This is a genomic window from Tropicimonas omnivorans (genome assembly GCF_031846565.1).
In the GTDB taxonomy this organism is placed as follows: domain Bacteria; phylum Pseudomonadota; class Alphaproteobacteria; order Rhodobacterales; family Rhodobacteraceae; genus Tropicimonas_B; species Tropicimonas_B omnivorans.
The window spans coordinates 251559-269392 of sequence record NZ_JAVRHL010000003.1 but is presented as its reverse complement, the minus strand read 5'-3'; the positions used below and the strand labels follow the sequence as shown (position 1 = coordinate 269392).

16 protein-coding genes are annotated in these 17834 nt (G+C 67.5%); 6 read left to right on the top strand and 10 right to left on the bottom strand.

All coding sequences use genetic code 11. The annotated features are described in order from the left end of the window. Positions 1-7 precede the first annotated feature (7 nt). The 4 genes from RM543_RS11850 to RM543_RS11835 form a co-directional block, all read right to left on the bottom strand. Complete coding sequence (locus tag RM543_RS11850) at positions 8-685, bottom strand: GAD-like domain-containing protein (protein ID WP_311691871.1); 678 nt, start codon at positions 683-685, stop codon at positions 8-10. A gap of 129 nt (positions 686-814) precedes the next feature. Further along, positions 815-1645: a polymorphic toxin type 15 domain-containing protein gene (locus tag RM543_RS11845; protein ID WP_311691869.1), complete on the bottom strand. Its 831-nt coding sequence runs from the start codon at positions 1643-1645 to the stop codon at positions 815-817. Continuing rightward, entirely contained in the window at positions 1642-2556 is a 915-nt protein-coding gene (locus RM543_RS11840; protein WP_311691867.1) for a DUF4123 domain-containing protein, read from the bottom strand. Before RM543_RS11840 ends, RM543_RS11845 begins: the two co-directional genes overlap by 4 nt. A gap of 128 nt (positions 2557-2684) precedes the next feature. Next, positions 2685-3503: an Fpg/Nei family DNA glycosylase gene (locus RM543_RS11835; protein WP_311691864.1), complete on the bottom strand. Its 819-nt coding sequence runs from the start codon at positions 3501-3503 to the stop codon at positions 2685-2687. 190 nt (positions 3504-3693) lie between these two features. Between RM543_RS11835 and accB the strand changes: the two genes are divergently transcribed. The 3 genes from accB (at position 3694) to aat (ending at position 6290) form a co-directional block, all read left to right on the top strand. Continuing rightward, positions 3694-4197, top strand: a complete 504-nt coding sequence (gene accB / locus RM543_RS11830) for an acetyl-CoA carboxylase biotin carboxyl carrier protein (protein ID WP_311691861.1) — start codon at positions 3694-3696, stop codon at positions 4195-4197. After that, positions 4197-5543, top strand: a complete 1347-nt coding sequence (gene accC, locus RM543_RS11825) for an acetyl-CoA carboxylase biotin carboxylase subunit (protein ID WP_311691859.1) — start codon at positions 4197-4199, stop codon at positions 5541-5543. The genes accB and accC overlap by 1 nt, the downstream gene beginning before the upstream one ends. A 99-nt stretch (positions 5544-5642) precedes the next feature. After that, on the top strand, positions 5643-6290 hold the full coding sequence (gene aat, locus RM543_RS11820) for a leucyl/phenylalanyl-tRNA--protein transferase (protein ID WP_311691857.1): 648 nt from the start codon (positions 5643-5645) through the stop codon (positions 6288-6290). Here the strand turns inward: aat and RM543_RS11815 are convergent. From RM543_RS11815 to RM543_RS11790, 6 genes are all read right to left on the bottom strand, one after another. Further along, on the bottom strand, positions 6254-6649 hold the full coding sequence (locus tag RM543_RS11815; protein ID WP_311691855.1) for a DUF2155 domain-containing protein: 396 nt from the start codon (positions 6647-6649) through the stop codon (positions 6254-6256). The genes aat and RM543_RS11815 overlap by 37 nt on opposite strands. After that, complete coding sequence (locus tag RM543_RS11810) at positions 6646-7029, bottom strand: NADH:ubiquinone oxidoreductase subunit NDUFA12 (RefSeq protein ID WP_116084349.1); 384 nt, start codon at positions 7027-7029, stop codon at positions 6646-6648. The genes RM543_RS11815 and RM543_RS11810 overlap by 4 nt, the downstream gene beginning before the upstream one ends. Before the next feature lie 186 nt (positions 7030-7215). Beyond that, on the bottom strand, positions 7216-8481 hold the full coding sequence (gene clpX, locus RM543_RS11805; RefSeq protein WP_311691852.1) for an ATP-dependent Clp protease ATP-binding subunit ClpX: 1266 nt from the start codon (positions 8479-8481) through the stop codon (positions 7216-7218). A 209-nt stretch (positions 8482-8690) separates the two neighbouring features. Next, positions 8691-9332 (bottom strand): ATP-dependent Clp protease proteolytic subunit, encoded by a 642-nt coding sequence (locus RM543_RS11800; protein WP_116084352.1) that lies wholly within the window; start codon positions 9330-9332, stop codon positions 8691-8693. 142 nt (positions 9333-9474) lie between these two features. After that, positions 9475-12012 (bottom strand): methyl-accepting chemotaxis protein, encoded by a 2538-nt coding sequence (locus tag RM543_RS11795; protein ID WP_311691849.1) that lies wholly within the window; start codon positions 12010-12012, stop codon positions 9475-9477. A gap of 25 nt (positions 12013-12037) precedes the next feature. Then, positions 12038-12610 carry a hypothetical protein gene (locus RM543_RS11790; RefSeq protein ID WP_311691847.1) on the bottom strand — a complete coding sequence of 191 codons (573 nt, stop codon included), beginning with the start codon at positions 12608-12610 and terminating at the stop codon, positions 12038-12040. 192 nt (positions 12611-12802) lie between these two features. On the opposite strand from RM543_RS11790, the gene RM543_RS11785 reads away from it, so the two are divergent. Genes RM543_RS11785 through RM543_RS11775 form a run of 3 tightly spaced genes read left to right on the top strand, consistent with a single transcriptional unit; the run spans position 12803 to position 17833 of the window. Beyond that, complete coding sequence (locus tag RM543_RS11785) at positions 12803-15673, top strand: monovalent cation/H+ antiporter subunit A (protein WP_311691845.1); 2871 nt, start codon at positions 12803-12805, stop codon at positions 15671-15673. 1 nt (position 15674) lies between these two features. Further along, the gene (locus tag RM543_RS11780) at positions 15675-16091 is read left to right on the top strand and encodes a Na+/H+ antiporter subunit C (RefSeq protein ID WP_311691843.1); all 417 of its coding nucleotides are present in this window, start codon (positions 15675-15677) and stop codon (positions 16089-16091) included. Continuing rightward, positions 16088-17833 carry a monovalent cation/H+ antiporter subunit D gene (locus RM543_RS11775; RefSeq protein ID WP_311691841.1) on the top strand — a complete coding sequence of 582 codons (1746 nt, stop codon included), beginning with the start codon at positions 16088-16090 and terminating at the stop codon, positions 17831-17833. The genes RM543_RS11780 and RM543_RS11775 overlap by 4 nt, the downstream gene beginning before the upstream one ends. Position 17834 lies beyond the last annotated feature (1 nt).

The following is a 17834-nucleotide window of genomic DNA, read 5'->3' as shown; positions in this document are numbered from 1 at the left end:
CCGCGCCTCACCCCTGCCCGATCACCCGGATGTCCTTCGGGGGAAAGACGGATGCGTCGGTGAGGATGACCGGTTCGGCCTGATGGATGAGGGAGATCGCCTCAAGTGCCGAAGCGGGCCGGAAGTTCTCCGCCGTCCGAGGGCCGCCGAGGGCCGGATGAAGCTTCGGAGCGTAGACCTGCCCGAACTCCAGCGGACCGTGCAGCTTGCGGATCTTCGGCAAAAGGTCCCGCCCCTTGTCATCGTAGGGGTCGGCCCCTGAATCGTCGGCCATGGAGAAGACCGTGCCGAGGTCGATATCGTCGCGCTGCGTTTCGGGGTGAATGAACTTCTCCGAGATCAGCCGGTTCGGGAAGGTCCCGATGGACAGATCGCCCCAGGTCTCGGACCAGCAGTCGAGGCCGCCGGTCGCGCCGATGGCGAAGACATGGGTCGTTGATGCGTCGAAGTCAGGATCACCGCGAAACAGGGCCTCGAGAAGCGGGCGATACGCCTCGGGATCCACCACCTGGAACTCGCCGTTCAGGATGCTGCTCTGGCCGTAGCGCCTCCACCACGCGACGAGCGTATCCGGAACGCGACCCTCGAGCCTGGACAGGGTCGTCGCCGGCATCGGGGCATGCTCCGCGACGGGGCCGAATTTCTCGATGGCGTATTCGAGGTCCTCGCCGATGTCGTCTGCCATGTCAGCTTCCTTCACTCATTCGATTATCCGCCAGCGGAAGACCCGAGGCGTCTGCGGGGAGGATTGGGACGGCCTCCCCTTCACCAGACACGGCCTCGACCCGCCTGTCCGTCATTGGTCCAGATGGGTTCACACCATCGGCGTGTCGCCCTGCCCGCTTCCATCACCGTCGCCCGCGCCTGCGCCAGCGCCGGACTCGGGCCCGTCACTACCCGCGTCTCCCTCTTCGGGACAGACTTCGAGCTCGACATCCATTTTCTCCAGCCCTTCGCGCTGGGATTGCTCGGCGATCTCCTTCAGCTGGTCCGCCCGTCCGTTCTTCCACTGACCACCGATGGAGCGATTGGCCGAACGGTTGCCGAGGCCTGAAATCGTACCATCCCCGCCGGCAATTCCGTCCGGGGCGTGGAGCGCATCGAGCGAACGCATCGCCTCGGCGACCTCCTGCGCCGCCTGCGCTTCGGCGTCCGGACGGCTGAGACCCTCCTGACGGCGAAGCTCGGTTGCGCGGTTTCGCGTCTCGCGCGTTCTGTAGGTATCGCGAGCCTCGCGCCGGAGCCTTGCGTCGTCTGGCCCGCGCCCAACCTTGTCGAAATTGTCCATGTTCTCGAGGATCTTGTCCGGGGACATCTCGTTGATCGCGTCCTGCTGCTCCTTGAGCTGGCGGCGGAATTCCTCGGGATCCGCGCCGTCCGGCGGAGTGAAACAGTCGATTTCTCCGCACTCGGCGCAGGAGGTGGAGGCGTCCTCGTCGGACATCTCCTCGGCCTCCTCGTTCGCGTCCGTCATGGCGCTGGCGACCGCTTCCGCCGCCGCCCGGCCGGCCAGGCCGCCGAGACGGGAGCCGATGGCCCGGCCCGCGAGCGTTCCGAGGGGACCGAGGAACGAGCCGATCGCCCCGCCGACCAATCCGCCGGCGACGCGCCCGCCGACTGCGCCGGCCTCTCCGTATCCGCTCATCGCGCGCCTCCCGCGGAGGCAAAGCCGTCCCGCCGGATCGCCGCCGCCGCTTCGTCGATCAGCTGCCTTACGCGCCGCTCGGGATCGGGACCGGAGCGGACGAAGTCCCGGGCGGTATCATCCTCGGCGACCTGTCCACCCGTCATCATCATCAGGTAAGCCCACCGGGAATGGGCCTTCTCCGATCTGAGCCCGAGCGGCCGGCCGGACGCGTCCGACCGCTTGGCGATGTCGAGCAGCGCCGCCTCGTCCAGATGCTCCATCCCCTCGAGACGGTGACGCGCCAGATAGGCCGCGATGCGGACATGGCTGGCATGGAGGCGCGCATTCGTGAGCGCGAGATATTGCGGCAATTCGAGGCGCAGGAGGCCCGTCGGTGCCGGCGGCAGGTCCGAGGGCCTCGCGGCATGACGGAGGCCTCCGTTGCGCGTCGCATCGAAATTGATCGCCAAGGCCTCGCCGAGAAGCCGCGCGGCCTGCATCGGCGTCATCACCGGCAGAAGATGGACCAGCACGTTGGGATCAGCATGGCGGAACAGCACCGCCTCGTATCCCTCTGCCCCGCCGGCGCGCGTCCGCGCTCCCGCATCGGGACGATTTCGGGGAATCTCGACCATGCCGAGACCGCGGATGTGCCGGAACGCCGTTTCCTCCGCACTGGCTGCACTTTCGCCCGGAAAGGACCACCAGACGATGGCCTCCGCCGGAATGGCCTGACGCACGAGATCGAGGGCGTGACCGGTCGGGCAGTTGACGAGGTGAGGGCCCGACATCATCGAGGCCGTGCCGCTCCCGCCGAGATAGAGGGGCCTTGGATCGAGGTCCGACAGATGCAGCGGAGCGCCCGGCGCCAGGGCTCCGTCGACGACGGCGAAAAGATGCCCCGGCAGCCGGCGCAACAGGTCGAGCAAGGGGTCCTGCGGAAATGGACGCACGTTCTAAAATCCGCCGTCTGAAAAGGGCTTATGCCCGACGAGAGCACGTCCGCGCGGGCACCGCAACGTCAATGTTGCTGTCTTGGCGGGTTGCCGCCTGAGCGTCAGATCCGAACCTGGTGCGCGTCGCAGAAGAACGCCGAGCGTCCGCCGACCTTGCGCATGCCGATGGTTCCGGAGCAGCGGGGACAGCCGCGTCCGGAGCTGCGCGCGTGGATGAGCCAGTCCTCCGGGAGACGATCGTACTCGGCGTCTTCCCGTACCAAGCGGCTCAGAATGGTCCGGGCGGTCCGGTAGAGCCCGGCGATGCGATCCGGAGGCAGATCACCGCCGCGCGCTTCGCGGGAGGTGCCGGTCTGGAACAGGATCTCGTCCGACCAGAGGTTGCCGATCCCGGCGACCTTCTTCTGGTTCATCAGGGCGGACTTGATCGCGCCCCTCGTTCCCCCGATCGCGTCCGCGAAGGCGGTTTCGCCCATGCTCAGGATATCCGGCCCGACCTTCTTGTCCGTCAGAAACGCGTCCGGATCGTCGATCACCCGCACCCACCCGAGCTTGCGGGGACAGCAGAACGCCAGACGCCGCGCCCCCTCGAAAGCGACGGTCCAGCGGGCGTGATCGGGTGCGCCATCCTCTTCGTCGTAAGGTCTGAGCGAGCCGGACATGCCGAGATGAACCGCGATCCACGGACCGCTTTTCGAGCCCGCGAAGATGTATTTGCCGTGCCGCCGCGCCTCGGTGAAACGGTGCCCGACGAGGCGCTCCCCCTCCGCCGGCGACGGCACGTCGATATGGCTCACCTCGCCTCGGACGATCTCCGAAATCGTGCGGTTCAGCGCCTCGGCCTCGATGCGGGCGCGGTTCGACTCGGCCTCCGGCAATTCAGGCACGCCCCGCCCCCGTTCCCCTGATCGTCCCGTCACCAGTCATCTGGATCGCCTTCCCCGCCGACCTTCGGCGCACAACAGAGCGCGGATCTCGCCGGGGACCAGCGCCGCGCGGCCCGGTGGTCATGTGCCCCTAAAGGACGGCAAGGGACCGCTCATGGACGCTTTCATGTCTTAACCGCTTGGGTTAGAGGGGTGCGATCTAAAGAACCTGAGCGGGGTACGCATGACGAGGGAAAGTCAGGATGCCGACGTAGCCTTTATTGAGGCTCTGGCGGAACTCTTGCGCGCGAAGGACCTCACGGAGATCGAGGTCAACCGCGAGTACGGGGAAGACGATTCCCTGAACGTGCGCGTCAGCCGGCACGCGCAGGCCGCGCCGCAGCAGGTGCAGCACATCGCGCATGCCGCACCGGCCGCGTCCCAGGCGCCGACCACGGCACAGCCGCAGCCCGCAAGCGGCGCGCCGGCCCAGCCCGAGGATCCCGCCGAGCATCCGGGCGCCGTCACCTCCCCCATGGTCGGCACGATCTACCTCGCGGCGGAGCCGAACGCGGCGCCGTTCGTCTCGGTGGGCGATACCGTAACGGAGGGACAGACGCTCCTCATCGTCGAGGCGATGAAGACAATGAACCAGATCCCCGCGCCCCATTCCGGGACCGTCCGCCGCATCCTCGTGGAGAATGGCGGGCCGGTCGAATTCGGCGCTCCCCTGATGATCATCGAGTGATGTTCGACAAGATCCTGATCGCAAACCGCGGCGAGATCGCGCTGCGCGTCATCCGGGCCTGCCGGGAAATGGGCATCGGCTCCGTCGCCGTTCACTCCACCGCCGACAGCGACGCGATGCATGTGCGCCTCGCGGACGAGAGCGTCTGTATCGGGCCGCCCTCCTCGGGGCAGAGTTACCTGTCCGTCCCGGCCATCATCTCGGCCTGCGAGATCACGGGCGCCGGGGCGATCCATCCGGGCTACGGCTTTCTGTCCGAGAACGCCGCCTTCGTGCAGGTGGTGGAGGATCACGGCCTGACCTTCATCGGCCCGTCCGCGGAACATATCCGCATCATGGGCGACAAGATCACCGCCAAGGAGACGATGAGGGCGCTCGGCGTGCCTTGCGTTCCCGGCTCGGATGGCGGCGTTCCCGACGTGGACACCGCGCGCGAGGTCGCCGCGGATATCGGGTACCCGGTCATCATCAAGGCCACTGCCGGCGGCGGCGGACGCGGCATGAAGCTCGCCAAGACGCCTGCAGACCTCGACAACGCCTTCCACAGCGCCCGCAGCGAAGCCCGCAACGCCTTCGGCAACGACGAGGTCTATATCGAGAAGTACCTCGGCCAGCCGCGCCACATCGAGATCCAGGTCTTCGGTGACGGCAAGGGCAGCGCGGTGCATCTCGGGGAACGGGATTGCTCGCTCCAGCGGCGCCACCAGAAGGTTCTCGAAGAGGCGCCCGGACCGGCCATCGACGCCGCGACCCGCGCCCGTATCGGCAAGGTCTGTGCCGACGCCGTCGCCTCCATCGGTTATTCGGGCGCCGGCACGATCGAGTTCCTCTACGAGAACGGCGAGTTCTACTTCATCGAGATGAACACGCGGCTCCAGGTCGAGCATCCGGTGACCGAGGCGGTCTTCGGCGTCGACCTCGTCCGGGAGCAGATCCGCATCGCGCAGGGCTTGCCGCTGTCGTTCACCCAAGGCGAGCTGGTCCCCTCCGGACACGCCATCGAGGCGCGGATCAATGCGGAGCGGCTGCCGAGCTTCTCTCCCTGCCCCGGCACCGTGCGCACCTTCCACGCGCCGGGCGGCCTCGGTGTGCGGATGGATTCGGCGCTTTATGGCGGCTACAAGATCCCGCCCTACTACGACAGCCTGATCGCCAAGCTGATCGTCCACGGCCGGGATCGCCCCGAAGCGCTCGCGCGCCTTCGCCGGGCCCTCGGCGAGCTGGTGGTGGACGGGATCGACACCACGGTCCCTCTCTTCGACGCGCTTCTCGACAACGAGGACGTCCAGGCCGGGGATTACGATATTCACTGGCTCGAGACCTGGCTCGAGAACGCCGGAGCCTGAGACCGCGGGCTCGCCCGCCTGGCGCTCCGGCAGGACCTCCGACATCGGCGGCGTCGTTCACTTCTCTGAGCGGCGCCGCGGATCGTCGGCCCATCGGAGATGCGAATGGAGCTCGCGCTCACACCGTCGATCCTCCTTCGCGCCTACGCCGCCGGGATCTTCCCCATGGCGGAAAGCAGTACGTCCCCCGAGATCTACTGGGTCGATCCGGAGGTCCGCGGCATCCTGCCCATGGGCGGCCTCCACATCTCCCGATCCCTTCGCCGCACGATCCTGCGCGATGAGGTATCGATCAGCTTCGATACCGATTTCGATGGCGTGATGGCCGGCTGCGCCGATCGCGAGGAGACCTGGATCAACCCGCAGATCCGCGCCCTCTATGGCAGCCTCCATGATCGCGGCTTCGCCCATTCGATCGAGGTGCGGCGGGAGGCGTCCCTCGTCGGCGGGGTGTACGGGGTCTCGCTCGGCGGCGTCTTCTTCGGCGAGAGCATGTTCAGCCGGCGCACCGATGCCAGCAAAATCGCCCTCGTCTACCTGATGGACCGGCTCCGCCAGTCAGGCTTCGTGCTCTTGGACACGCAGTTCACGACGCCGCATCTGAAGCGCCTCGGCGCGCTCGACGTCCCCCGAGCGGCCTACCACCAGATGCTCCGGGACGGGCTGGAGGTGGACGCGAGCTTCGATGCCGCCTCCCCCGCCCCGTCCGCTCAGACGGTGATGCAGCGCAGCACCCAGACGTCGTAACGCACGTGGTCGAGCGCATTCAGCGCCGGTGAAGAGGCGACCATCCAGCCCGTGAAGGCCGGCTCGTCCATCGCGTCATCCCGGATTTCCAGCCAGGCATAGGCGTCGGACGAGGGGTCGTCCTCGGGATACCGGCAGTCGCCGAGCACGATGTTCAGCCGGCCATAGGTTTCCATCGTACCGCGCGCGATCTGCACGTCCTTGAGATCGCCCGTCAGCTTGTCGAGCACGCGGATTTCCGCAGCCATCGCCGAGGCCGCGCGCTCCGGGCCGGTATATTCTGGAATTTGATCGTCCTGCGCCACTGCCGCACCGGCAAAGAGAAACAGCGCGAGACCTGCGCAAGCGCGACCGATCATTCCGGGCTCCATGCCTCGTAATCGCTCCGGGGGGCCGGCTCGACGCGCCGGATCGATCCCGCGGGGGCATAGGCCTCGTCCGTTCCGGTCAGGTTCGGCAGGTGCGGCTTTTCCCAGGGCTTGTGCTGAAGCGGGCGTTCGGCTGGCGGATCCTCGAAGGTGTGGTGCAGCCAGCCATGCCAGTCGGGGCTGACCCGACTCGCTTCGGCCATGCCGTTGAAGATCACCCAGCGACGATCACCGGTCTTGGAACGGTAGAAGATGTTCCCCGCATCATCCTCTCCAACCTTGACGCCATTGCGCCAGGTGAAGAATTGCGTGTTCAGCGTCTGCCCGTTCCACCACGTGACGGCGCGCAGCAGCGTGTTCAGAATGCCCATATCCGCCTCTCGTTCAGTCCGCCCAGCTATGCAACGCCACGCGCCCGCCGTCCAGTCACGAAGGCGGAGCCGGCGCGGGGATGCGGGGTTTGGGATCGAATGGTCCCCGGCTTTCGCGCCCGAAAGCAAGACGGGCCGGACGCCATGACAGCGCCCGGCCCGCGTTTCGCATCCTGAAAGGAAGGATCAGCCCGCGCTGGCGCTGTCCTTCTTGGCGTCAGCGTAGATCATCAGCGGCGATGCCTCCGAGTTCACGGCTTCCTCGTTGACGACAACTTCCTCGACGCCGTCGAGACCCGGAAGCTCGAACATCGTTTCAAGGAGGATGTCCTCCATGATCGAGCGGAGGCCGCGCGCGCCGGTCTTGCGGGCAATGGCCCGGCGAGCGATGGCGGTCAGCGCATCGTCGGTGAAGGTCAGCTGCGTCTCTTCCAGTTCGAACAGGCGCTGGTACTGCTTGACGATCGCGTTCTTCGGCGCCGTCAGGATGGTGACCAGGGCTTCCTCGTCGAGGTTGGTCAGCGTCGCGATCACCGGCAGACGGCCGACGAATTCGGGAATCAGGCCGAACTTCAGCAGATCCTCGGGCTCGAGCTGGGTGAAGAGCTCGCCGATATCCTGGTTCGCCTCGTCCTTGACGTCCGCCCCGAAGCCCATGGCGCTGCCCTTGCCGCGCTGGCTGATGATCCGGTCGAGCCCAGCGAAGGCGCCGCCGCAGATGAAGAGGATGTTGGTCGTGTCGACCTGCAGGAATTCCTGCTGGGGATGCTTGCGCCCACCCTGCGGCGGAACGGAAGCGACCGTGCCCTCCATGATCTTCAGGAGCGCCTGCTGCACGCCCTCCCCCGACACGTCGCGGGTTATGGACGGGTTGTCCGACTTGCGGGTGATCTTGTCGACCTCGTCGATATAGACGATGCCGCGCTGCGCCCGCTCGACGTTGTACTCGCTGGCCTGGAGCAGCTTGAGGATGATGTTCTCGACATCCTCGCCGACATAGCCCGCTTCGGTCAGCGTCGTCGCGTCCGCCATGGTGAACGGCACGTCGAGGATCCGGGCGAGCGTCTGGGCAAGGTAGGTCTTGCCGCACCCCGTCGGGCCGATCAGCAGGATATTCGACTTCGCCAGCTCGATCTCAGCGGATTTCGAGGCGTGGTTCAGGCGCTTGTAGTGGTTGTGCACCGCCACGGACAGCACGCGCTTGGCATGGGTCTGCCCGATCACGTAATCATCGAGGACCTCGCAGATCTCCTTCGGCGTCGGAACGCCATCGGAGGACTTGAGGCCGGCGGTCTTGGTCTCCTCGCGGATGATGTCCATGCACAGCTCGACGCATTCGTCGCAGATGAACACTGTCGGTCCCGCGATCAGCTTGCGCACCTCATGCTGGCTCTTTCCGCAGAAGGAGCAGTAGAGCGTGTTCTTGCTGTCGCCGCCGGAAGAATTCGCCATCGGTGTCTCCTGGGCCGGGGCCCGTTTCTTCGCATCAAACGCCGGGCCGCCGCGCATGGAACGCGGCGTCCGGAAAGGTTAGGCCAGCGCTCCGGGCACTACAACGCCGAATCTGGCGATGGATCTGCGGCGGCGCAAGACCGCCGCGGACCGGAACCGGGGCGCGGCGGGTCTGCCGCGTATCGGGCGCGCCCCGCGGCCCCGGATCATCAGGAGGCGCCGCCGCCCGTGCGATCCTCGACCGCCTTGCGGCTCTCGACGATCTCGTCGATCAGGCCCCAGTCCTTCGCCTCCTCGGGGGACATGAAGTTGTCCCGCTCCAGCGCAGCCTCGACCTTCTTCAGGGTCTGTCCGGTGTGCTTGACGTAGATCTGGTTCAGCCGCTCTTTCAGCTTCTGCGTTTCCTGGGCGTGGATCATGATGTCCGTCGCCTGGCCCTGGTAGCCACCGGAGGGCTGGTGGACCATGATCCGGCTGTTGGGCAGGGAGAACCGCATGCCCTTCTCGCCGGCGGTCAGCAGAAGCGAGCCCATCGACGCGGCCTGGCCGATGACGAGGGTGGAGACCTTGGGCTTGATGTACTGCATCGTGTCGTAGATCGACAGACCGGAGGTCACGACACCCCCCGGAGAGTTGATGTACATCGAGATTTCCTTCGACGGATTTTCCGCCTCGAGGTGAAGGAGCTGCGCCACGACGAGCTGGCTCATGCCGTCATGGACGGGACCGTTCACGAAGACGATCCGCTCCTTGAGGAGGCGGGAGAAGATGTCGTAGGCGCGCTCGCCCCGGCTGGTCTGTTCGACGACCATCGGCACGAGGTTCATGTAGGTTTCTCTGGGGTCTTGCATGAGATCTGCCTCGTGTGGTGCGGCCCGGTCGGGCTTCGGGTCTCGGGATGGTCGAGTCTTAAGGATGGCACGGAGGAGCCGCAAGGGCCGCCCCGGTCGCAAGGGCGTGCCCTGCGAGCCGGACGGCCCTCCCTGGCGGCGCTCAGAAGTCCTCCCAATCGGCATCCTCGGCGAGCGCGGAGGAGCCCGACGTCGCCCCGCCGGCCGCGTAGGCGACCGAGGGCTTTGAGAGCGTCCGCGTCTTGGCCCGTGCCCGCGGACGCGTTTCCGCGGCGGGGGGCGCGCCGATGTCGAACCGCTCCACCGCGCGGGCGAGGCCCTCGGACACCGCGTTCAGCGAATGCGCGGCGGCGCTCGTCTCCTCGAACATGGCGGCGTTCTGCTGCGTCGCCCGGTCGAGCTGGGTGACCGCCGTGTTGATCTCGGAGACGCCGAGGGACTGCTCGTTGGCCGATGTGGCGATCCGTTCGACATGACCGGAGATGTCGGTGACCGACGCGACGATCTCGGAGAGCGTCTTGCCGGCACGGTTCACCAGATCGACACCGCGGCCGACCTGGGTCGAGCTCGAGGAAATCAGGCCGTTGATCTCCCGCGCGGCCTCGGAGGAGCGCTGCGCCAGCGCCCGCACCTCGGAGGCGACGACGGCGAAGCCGCGGCCCGCCTCCCCGGCCCGTGCCGCCTCGACGCCGGCATTGAGGGCGAGCAGGTTGGTCTGGAAGGCGATGTCCTCGATCACGTCGATGATCTTCACGATCTTTTGCGAGGACGTCTGGATTTCGGACATGGCCTGTTCGGCCTCCCGAACGACCTCACCGCTCTGGAGGGCCCGATCCCGCGCGCCACCGACGATACGGTTGGCCTCGTCCGCACCTTTCGCGGAGGAGCTGACCGAAGCCGTCAGCTCCTCGAGGGCCGCGGCGGATTGCTCCAGCGTCGCGGCGTTCTGCTCAGTGCGCCGGGACAGGCTGTCCGCGGAGGAGCTGATCTCGCGGGCCTCGCCGTGGAGCGTGCTGACGCTGTCCGCGACTTCGGTGACGGCGCTGGACAGCGCGTCGAGCGCCGCGTTGAAATCCGCCTTGAGCTGATCGTAGTCCTGCGGCAGCGAGTCCGGCAGGCGGGTGGTCAGATCTCCTTGCGCAATCCGGCCGAGCGCCACGCCGAGCGCATCGACGACCTCTTCCTGACGCCGGGCCATCTCGACCTGTCGCGCCTCCGCGGCCGCCATCTCGGCTTCGGTGGCGGTCACGTCCCGACCGAGAAGAACGATGCGGTAGGGATTGCCGGCGCTGTCCTTCACGAGGCCGAGGATCCCGTCGACCACTCCGCCGCCCTCGAGGCGGAACTTGTCCGGAATGCTCCCATTCTCCATCAGGCAGCCGACGAGATCGTTCCGCCGACGCTGTTGGTCCTCCTCGGCGGTCGAGAGGGCCAGCATCGAGCCTAGCTGACGGCCCTTCAGGGCCTCGGCCCCCTCGCCCACCACCGCGCAGAACGGCGCGTTGGCACGGGCAAGGGTACCGTCGGGGTGAAACTCCGCCTTCACCTGCTCCGACTCGATCATTTCGACCAGGGCCTCGCGGGTCCGAAGCTCGGTCACGTCCTGCCACTCCACCACGACCCCGGCAAAGCTGCCCGCATCGTCGTAGATCGCATTGATGTCGAGGTGGAAGCGGGCGTCGCCCACGGCAATGTCCGTCTCGAAGGGAAGCCGCGCGGGGTTGTCGAGGAGATCCCGGATCCTGTCCGGGCGGTCATGGAAGCCGACGATCTCGAAGCCGACGAGGTTGGAGGCGTCGAAGCCTGGAACGATTTTCGAGAAGACCGGCTGGTAGGCCGTCATCAGCTCGCAGACGGCGCCGTTCACGTAGCGGATCCGGTGGTCCCGGCCGACGAGCATCATCGCGGCCGAAGATTGCGTGAAGGCGGACGACTTGAAGACCGTCTCGAGGCGCGCCGCCTCGCCCGCTTCCAGCGCGATGCGCATCTCGTCGACCGCGCAGGCGATCGCGCCGAGTTCGTCCCGGCGGCCACGGCCGGGAACCGCTGCCTCGTATTCTCCGGCGGCAAGCGTGACGATCCGTCCGCGCAGGCGCCCGAGCGGACGGGTGATGCCGATCGCGACGAGAAGCAGCAGGATGCCCGCCATCGCGGCCAGGTCGATCAGCGCGATGCGTGCCTGGTGCATCACGATCGCGTCCGCATCGGCCAGCGTTCCGGCCGGATCCCAGCGGCTGACGATTGCTCCGAGGAGGGCGCCGTCGCTGCCCCGGACGGGCACGGCGACGACGAGCCCCCCTTCGGCCGACGCGATCTCGCCGGACAGGGCCTCGCCCGCCACATCGGTCATCGCGGAACCGGCGGCGCTGCCGGACGTCGCGACGGGATCCCCGTCCGCGCCGACGGCCGAGACCGCGACCGCCGCACCATGCGATGCATCGACCGCGCTCGCGAGAAGATCGTCCAACCGGTCCGATGCGCCGAACTGGAGGATCCGGGCGGCTTGCGCGGCAATGAGTTCAGTGGACGAGGCGGCGTGTTCGGAAAGCTCACCGAGCGCCGACTGCCGCGCGTCGTGGCTCGCGGTGAAATGTTCGACTGCGGCCGCGACTCCGCAGACGAGCAGAATGGCGAGGGTAGCGGCCGCAAAGAGGGTGCGGCGGGGATCTAGTCTGCGCATGGGAGGCTCCCGGACAGGTTGCGGATCAGTCTTGGTCGACAATGCCGGCGGTGACGGCGCCGATGGGCTCGCCCGTCTCGGGATCGAGAAGCGTGACGGACAGCTGACGCTGATCCCGCCCGGTCGATTCGTCGTACGTGACGTCGCCGACATGGACCGCGTCGCGCCCGGCGCCGAAGGTCTCGGTGAACTTGGCCTCGTCGCCCTGCCAGTAATCCGTGGTGGCCGCCGAGGCGGCGACGTTCAGCCCCTCCGCATCCATGATGAAGATCTCGGTGATGCGCCCGCCAGAGCTGTCCACGACCTCCCGCAGGCGGTCAGCGACCGCGTTCTCGACCACCGATGCGACCAGCGCCGCGTCGGACATGCCGACCTGGCCCCGCCATTCGAGGTCCCTCTCGGTGATCTCGTCCTGCGTCAGCCCCGCATGGCGGGCGTTCTGGGCGGCGACGGCGGACACGACCTCCGGCGAGAGAAGCGCGGGGGCGATCTCGGCATCGAAGACGGCGCGCATCTGATCCTCCGAGAGCTCGCTCGCCTGTGCGATTGAGACGGACGAGATGACGATTGCGGCGGCGAAAGGGATTTTCCGGACCATGACAGCGACTCCTTGGGACGTTGCGCCGAGGGGCCGACGCGAGGGCGGACCCTAGGGGGCATTCGCAAAGTCTCCGTTAACGAGGACGTCAGAACCGGCCCAATCGCGTTGGCAAGCCCCGCTTGCGCAGGTACACCCTGCCAAAGCCCCGCCCGCCGGGGTGTTTTCTTGTGACGCAATCCCGGGACGCCGATGGAGCCTGACACAGACTCGACCCTCATCCTGATTGCGGCGCTGCCCTTCATCGGCGCGCTCTTTCCGGGCCTGATGATCCGCGCGGGGCGCACCGCCTGCGCCGTCTCCGCCGGTGCGGCAACGCTCGCCGCGCTGGTGCTGCTCGTGGCGCTGATGCCGTCCGTGCTGCAGGGCGACGGCGTCGCCGCGGGACTGGACTGGATGCCGCAGCTCGGCCTTCAGCTGTCCTTCAGGCTCGACGGGCTCGGGCTGCTCTTCGCCTTCATGATCCTCGGCATCGGGCTTCTGATCATCATCTATGCCCGCGGCTATCTCAGCCGCGAGGATCCGATGGGCCAGTTCTACACCTACCTGATGCTCTTCCAGGGCGCGATGCTCGGGATCGTCCTGTCCGACAACATCCTGCTGCTGACGGTGTTCTGGGAGCTGACATCGCTCTCCTCCTTCCTCCTGATCGGCTACTGGAAGCACCTGCCCGAGGGGCGCCAGGGCGCCCGCATGGCGCTGACGGTGACCGGGCTCGGCGGCCTTGCCCTCATCGGTGGCGCGCTGCTGCTGGGACGGATCGCCGGGACCTACGAGATCAGCGAGATGCTGGCGATGCGGGACCAGATCCAGGCCTCGCCGCTCTACCTGCCCGCGCTGATCCTGATCCTGCTCGGCGCGTTCACGAAATCGGCGCAGTTCCCGTTCCACTTCTGGCTGCCCCACGCGATGGCGGCTCCGACGCCGGTGTCGGCCTACCTGCACTCCGCAACCATGGTGAAGGCTGGTCTCTTCCTGATGGCGCGGCTCTGGCCGGTGCTGTCCGGCACGCCCGAATGGTTCTACATCGTCGCCAGCGCGGGGCTGATCACGATGGTGCTCGGGGCGCTCATCGCCATCTTCAAGCACGATCTGAAGGCGCTCCTGGCCTTCTCGACGGTCAGCCATCTCGGCCTGATCACCATGCTCCTCGGCTTCGGCACGGAGGCGGCGGCGATCGCGGCGGTCTTCCATATCCTCAACCATTCGGCCTTCAAGGCGGCTCTCTTCATGACCGCCGGGATCGTCGACCACGAGGCCCATACCCGGGATATCCGGCGCCTCGGAGGGCTGATGCGCCTGATGCCGATCACCGCGCTGATCGGAACGCTCGCGGCGCTGTCGATGGCCGGCATTCCGCTGCTCAACGGCTTCATCTCGAAGGAGATGATGCTGGAGGAGGCCTCCCACACCTACTGGCTGGGGAACGAGTGGCTGATCCCGGTCCTGGCGACGCTCGGCGCGCTTCTCTCCGCCGCCTACTGCTTCCGGTTCATCGCCCATACCTTCGGGGGCAAGGTGCGGAGCGATTACCCGCATGTCCCGCACGATCCGCCGGGCGTGCTGTGGCTGCCGCCGGCCCTCCTGGTCGTGCTGGTGGTCGCCATCGGCGTGGCCCCTGCCCTCTTCGCGGGCTGGCTCGTGGATGCGTCGGCCTCTGCCGTCACCGGGAGCGATGTGCATACCCATCTCGCGCTCTGGCACGGGGTCACGCCGGCGCTCTTCATGTCGGGCATCGCCGTCGCCGGCGGCCTGCTCCTCCTGGCCCTCTTCGGCCCGCTCGGCCGGACCTGGGACCGGACGCCGCGGCCCGAGGCGAAGCGCATGTTCGACGGTGTCGTCGCTGGCGCCGTCCGCGCGGCCAACGGCGTTGCGGACGGGCTGCATGACGGGCGGATCTCCCGGCCGTTCGTGGTCCTGACGCTGGCCGTCCTCGCCGCCGCCACCGGCGCCTTCTTCCGGGGCGGGCACGAGGGTCCGCAGACCGAGATGCTGCCCGTGGGCGGGCTCGACGTGACCGTATGGGCCCTCCTCGTCACGGCCTCGGCGGCCGCCGTCTCCTTCCACCGCAACCGTATCATCGTGCTGATCTCGATGGGGATCATCGGCCTCGTCGTCTCGCTCGCCTTCGTGCGGCTCTCGGCGCCGGACCTCGCGCTGACGCAGGTGTCGGTCGAGGTCGTGACGATCATGCTGATGCTGATCGCGCTGCACTTCCTGCCCAAGCGCACGCCGCTGGAAAGCCCGGTTCTCCGCCGCTGGTGGCACGGAATGATCGCCGCGGCGGGCGGTCTCGGCGTGGGCGCGCTGTCCTACCTGCTGATGCTGGGGGACACGGCCAAGATCTCCCCCTACTTCCTCGAGAACGCCAAGTCCGGCGGCGGCGGGACCAATGTCGTCAACGTGATCCTGGTGGATTTCAGGGGCTTCGACACGTTCGGCGAGATCATCGTTCTCGGCATCGCCGCGCTGACCATCTTCGCCATCGGCGAGGCCCTGCTCGACGGGCGCGCCAGCCGCCGCCTCGCCAACTGGCGGGACGACGTGCCGCGCTCGAAGGACCGGCACCCGCTGATGATGGTGGTCGCGACCCGCGTGATGATGCCGATCGCGATCATGGTCGGCGTCTTCATCTTCCTGCGGGGGCACAACCAGCCGGGCGGCGGCTTCATCGCCGGTCTGGTCATCGCGATCGCACTTCTGATGCAGTACATGGCCAGCGGCTTTGCCTGGAGCCAGGAGCGGCAGAAGTACCCCTACCACTCGATGATCGGAATGGGGGTGCTGATCGCCGCGCTGACCGGGATCGCCTCATGGTTCGCCGGGTATCCGTTCCTGACGAGCGCGTACACCTACGTTCATTTCCGTCCCATCGAGGAATTCGAGCTGGCCTCCGCCATCGCCTTCGACATCGGCGTGCTCATGACCGTCGTCGGGGCCGTGATGCTGGCGCTCTACTCGCTGTCGCGGCTCGCCCGCCGCACCGGCGAGACGGTGAACGAGGAGGCGATGGACTATGATCCGGCCGGCCCGTCGGGCGCCGGCGAGAAAGGAGCCCGCTGAGATGGAACTGCTCGTTGCCTCCGCCATCGGTGTGCTGACCTCGGCGGGTCTCTACCTCATCCTGCGCCTGCGCACCTTCCCCGTCATCATCGGTCTGTCGATCCTGAGCTACGCCGTGAACGTCTTTCTCTTCTCCACCGGCGGGCTGTCGCTGAACCAGCCGCCGATCTACGGCCCCGAGGTCGAGAATTATGCCGATCCGCTGCCGCAGGCGCTCGTGCTGACCGCCATCGTGATCTCCTTCGGGATGACCGCGCTGGCCGTGCTGATCGCGCTCGGCGGCTTTCTCGAGACCGACACGGACCGGATCGACATGGCCCTCGACGAAGACGACCGCGACGTTCCCGATCCCGGCGCGCAGCCCGGCGTCGAGGCCAAGCGGGACCGGTCGCCGCAGGAAGCGGGGGTGCTGCAGTGAACCACTGGATCGTTGCCCCGATCGTCGTTCCGGCGATCCTCGCGCCGATCATGGCGCTGGCCATGCGGCACGACCTCGTGCTGCAGCGGGTCTTCTCCCTGGCCGGCACCATCGCGACCCTCCTGATCGGGATCGGCCTCTTCCTTCTCGCGGGCGGGGACGACATCTCGGTCTACCGCCTCGGAGACTGGCCGGCGCCCTTCGGGATCGTCCTTGTCCTCGACCGGCTGTCGGCGATGATGGTGATGCTGACCTCGGCGCTCGGCCTCATCGTCTCCGCCTATGCCATCGGCAGCGACTGGGACCGGCGCGGCTGGCACTTCCACCCGCTCCTGCTGTTCCAGGTGATGGGCGTGAACGGCGCGTTCCTCACCGGCGACGCGTTCAACCTCTTCGTCTTCTTCGAAGTCCTGCTCATCGCCTCCTACGGGCTGATGATCCACGGCGGCGGCGGCGTGCGGATGCGTGCGGGCATCCAGTATGTCGCCTTCAACCTCGCCGGCTCGACGCTCTTCCTGTTCGCCCTCGGCACGCTCTATGCCGTGACGGGAACGCTCAACATGGCGGACATGGCGGTGCGCATGGCCGAGCTCGATCCCGGCAAGGAAGCGCTTGCCATGGTCGGCGCGACGCTCCTGCTCGTGGTCTTCGCGATCAAGGCGGCACTGTTCCCGGTGCAGTTCTGGCTGCCCGGCACCTATGCCAATGCCCCAGCGCCCGTCGCGGCGATGTTCGCGATCATGACCAAGGTCGGCGCCTATGCGATCCTGAGGATATTCACCCTCGTCTTCGCCCCGGCGCTCGGCGAGGTGGGATACTTCTTCTCGGACATCCTGCTGCCCGCCGCGCTCGTGACCCTGATCGTGGGCACGTTGGGAACGCTCGGGGGGATCGGCATCGGCCGGATCGTCGCCTTCTCCGTCATCGGCTCCATGGGGACGCTGATGATCGCCATCGCGCCCTTCAACGAAGCGGGCGCGGCCGCGGCGATCTACTACATCGCCCATTCCACCTTCGCCACGGCGGCGCTCTTCCTCGCGGTCGACCTCATACGCCACCGCGGCGAGGTGGGAGAGGTCAAGCCGAGCGGCCTCGTCGGCGCATATTTCTTCGCCGGCGCCATCGCCATGGCCGGGATGCCGCCGCTGTCGGGCTTCATCGGCAAGCTGCTCATCCTCGATGCCTCCGCGGGACATCCGCTGGCGCCTTGGATCTGGGGTATCATTCTCGCGACCTCGATCCTCACCATCGTCGGCTTCGCCCGCGAAGGCTCCCGCGTCTTCTGGAAGACCGCGCCGGTGCCGGGCGAGAGCCTCGAGGAGCCGGAAATCGAGATCGAGGAGCAGGAGGCGCAGGCGGCAAGCCGGACGGTGACCGCGCCGATGCCAGCGCCCCTCTCCCTCGTCGCGGCCGCCCTGCCGCTCGGCATGATCGTGCTTCTGACGATTTTCTCCGGGCCCGCCTTCCGCTACGCCGAAGCCACGGCCGCCCAGCTCTTCGAGCGTGGGGCCTACATCTCCGCCGTGCTCGACTACGAGGGCAGCGCCAAGCGGCCCGCCGAGATCGGCGCGGCCAAGCCCTACGGCTACGGCGACGCGCATGACGGCGGGGACCATGGCGGGCCGGGCGACGAGGGCGGCGAGCCGGGCCTTGCGCCCACCGAAGAGACCGAAACGGGGACCGATGCCGAGCCGCCCGCGCGGCCGGTCCTGCAGGTCGCCCCGGACCAAGGAGGGAACTGAC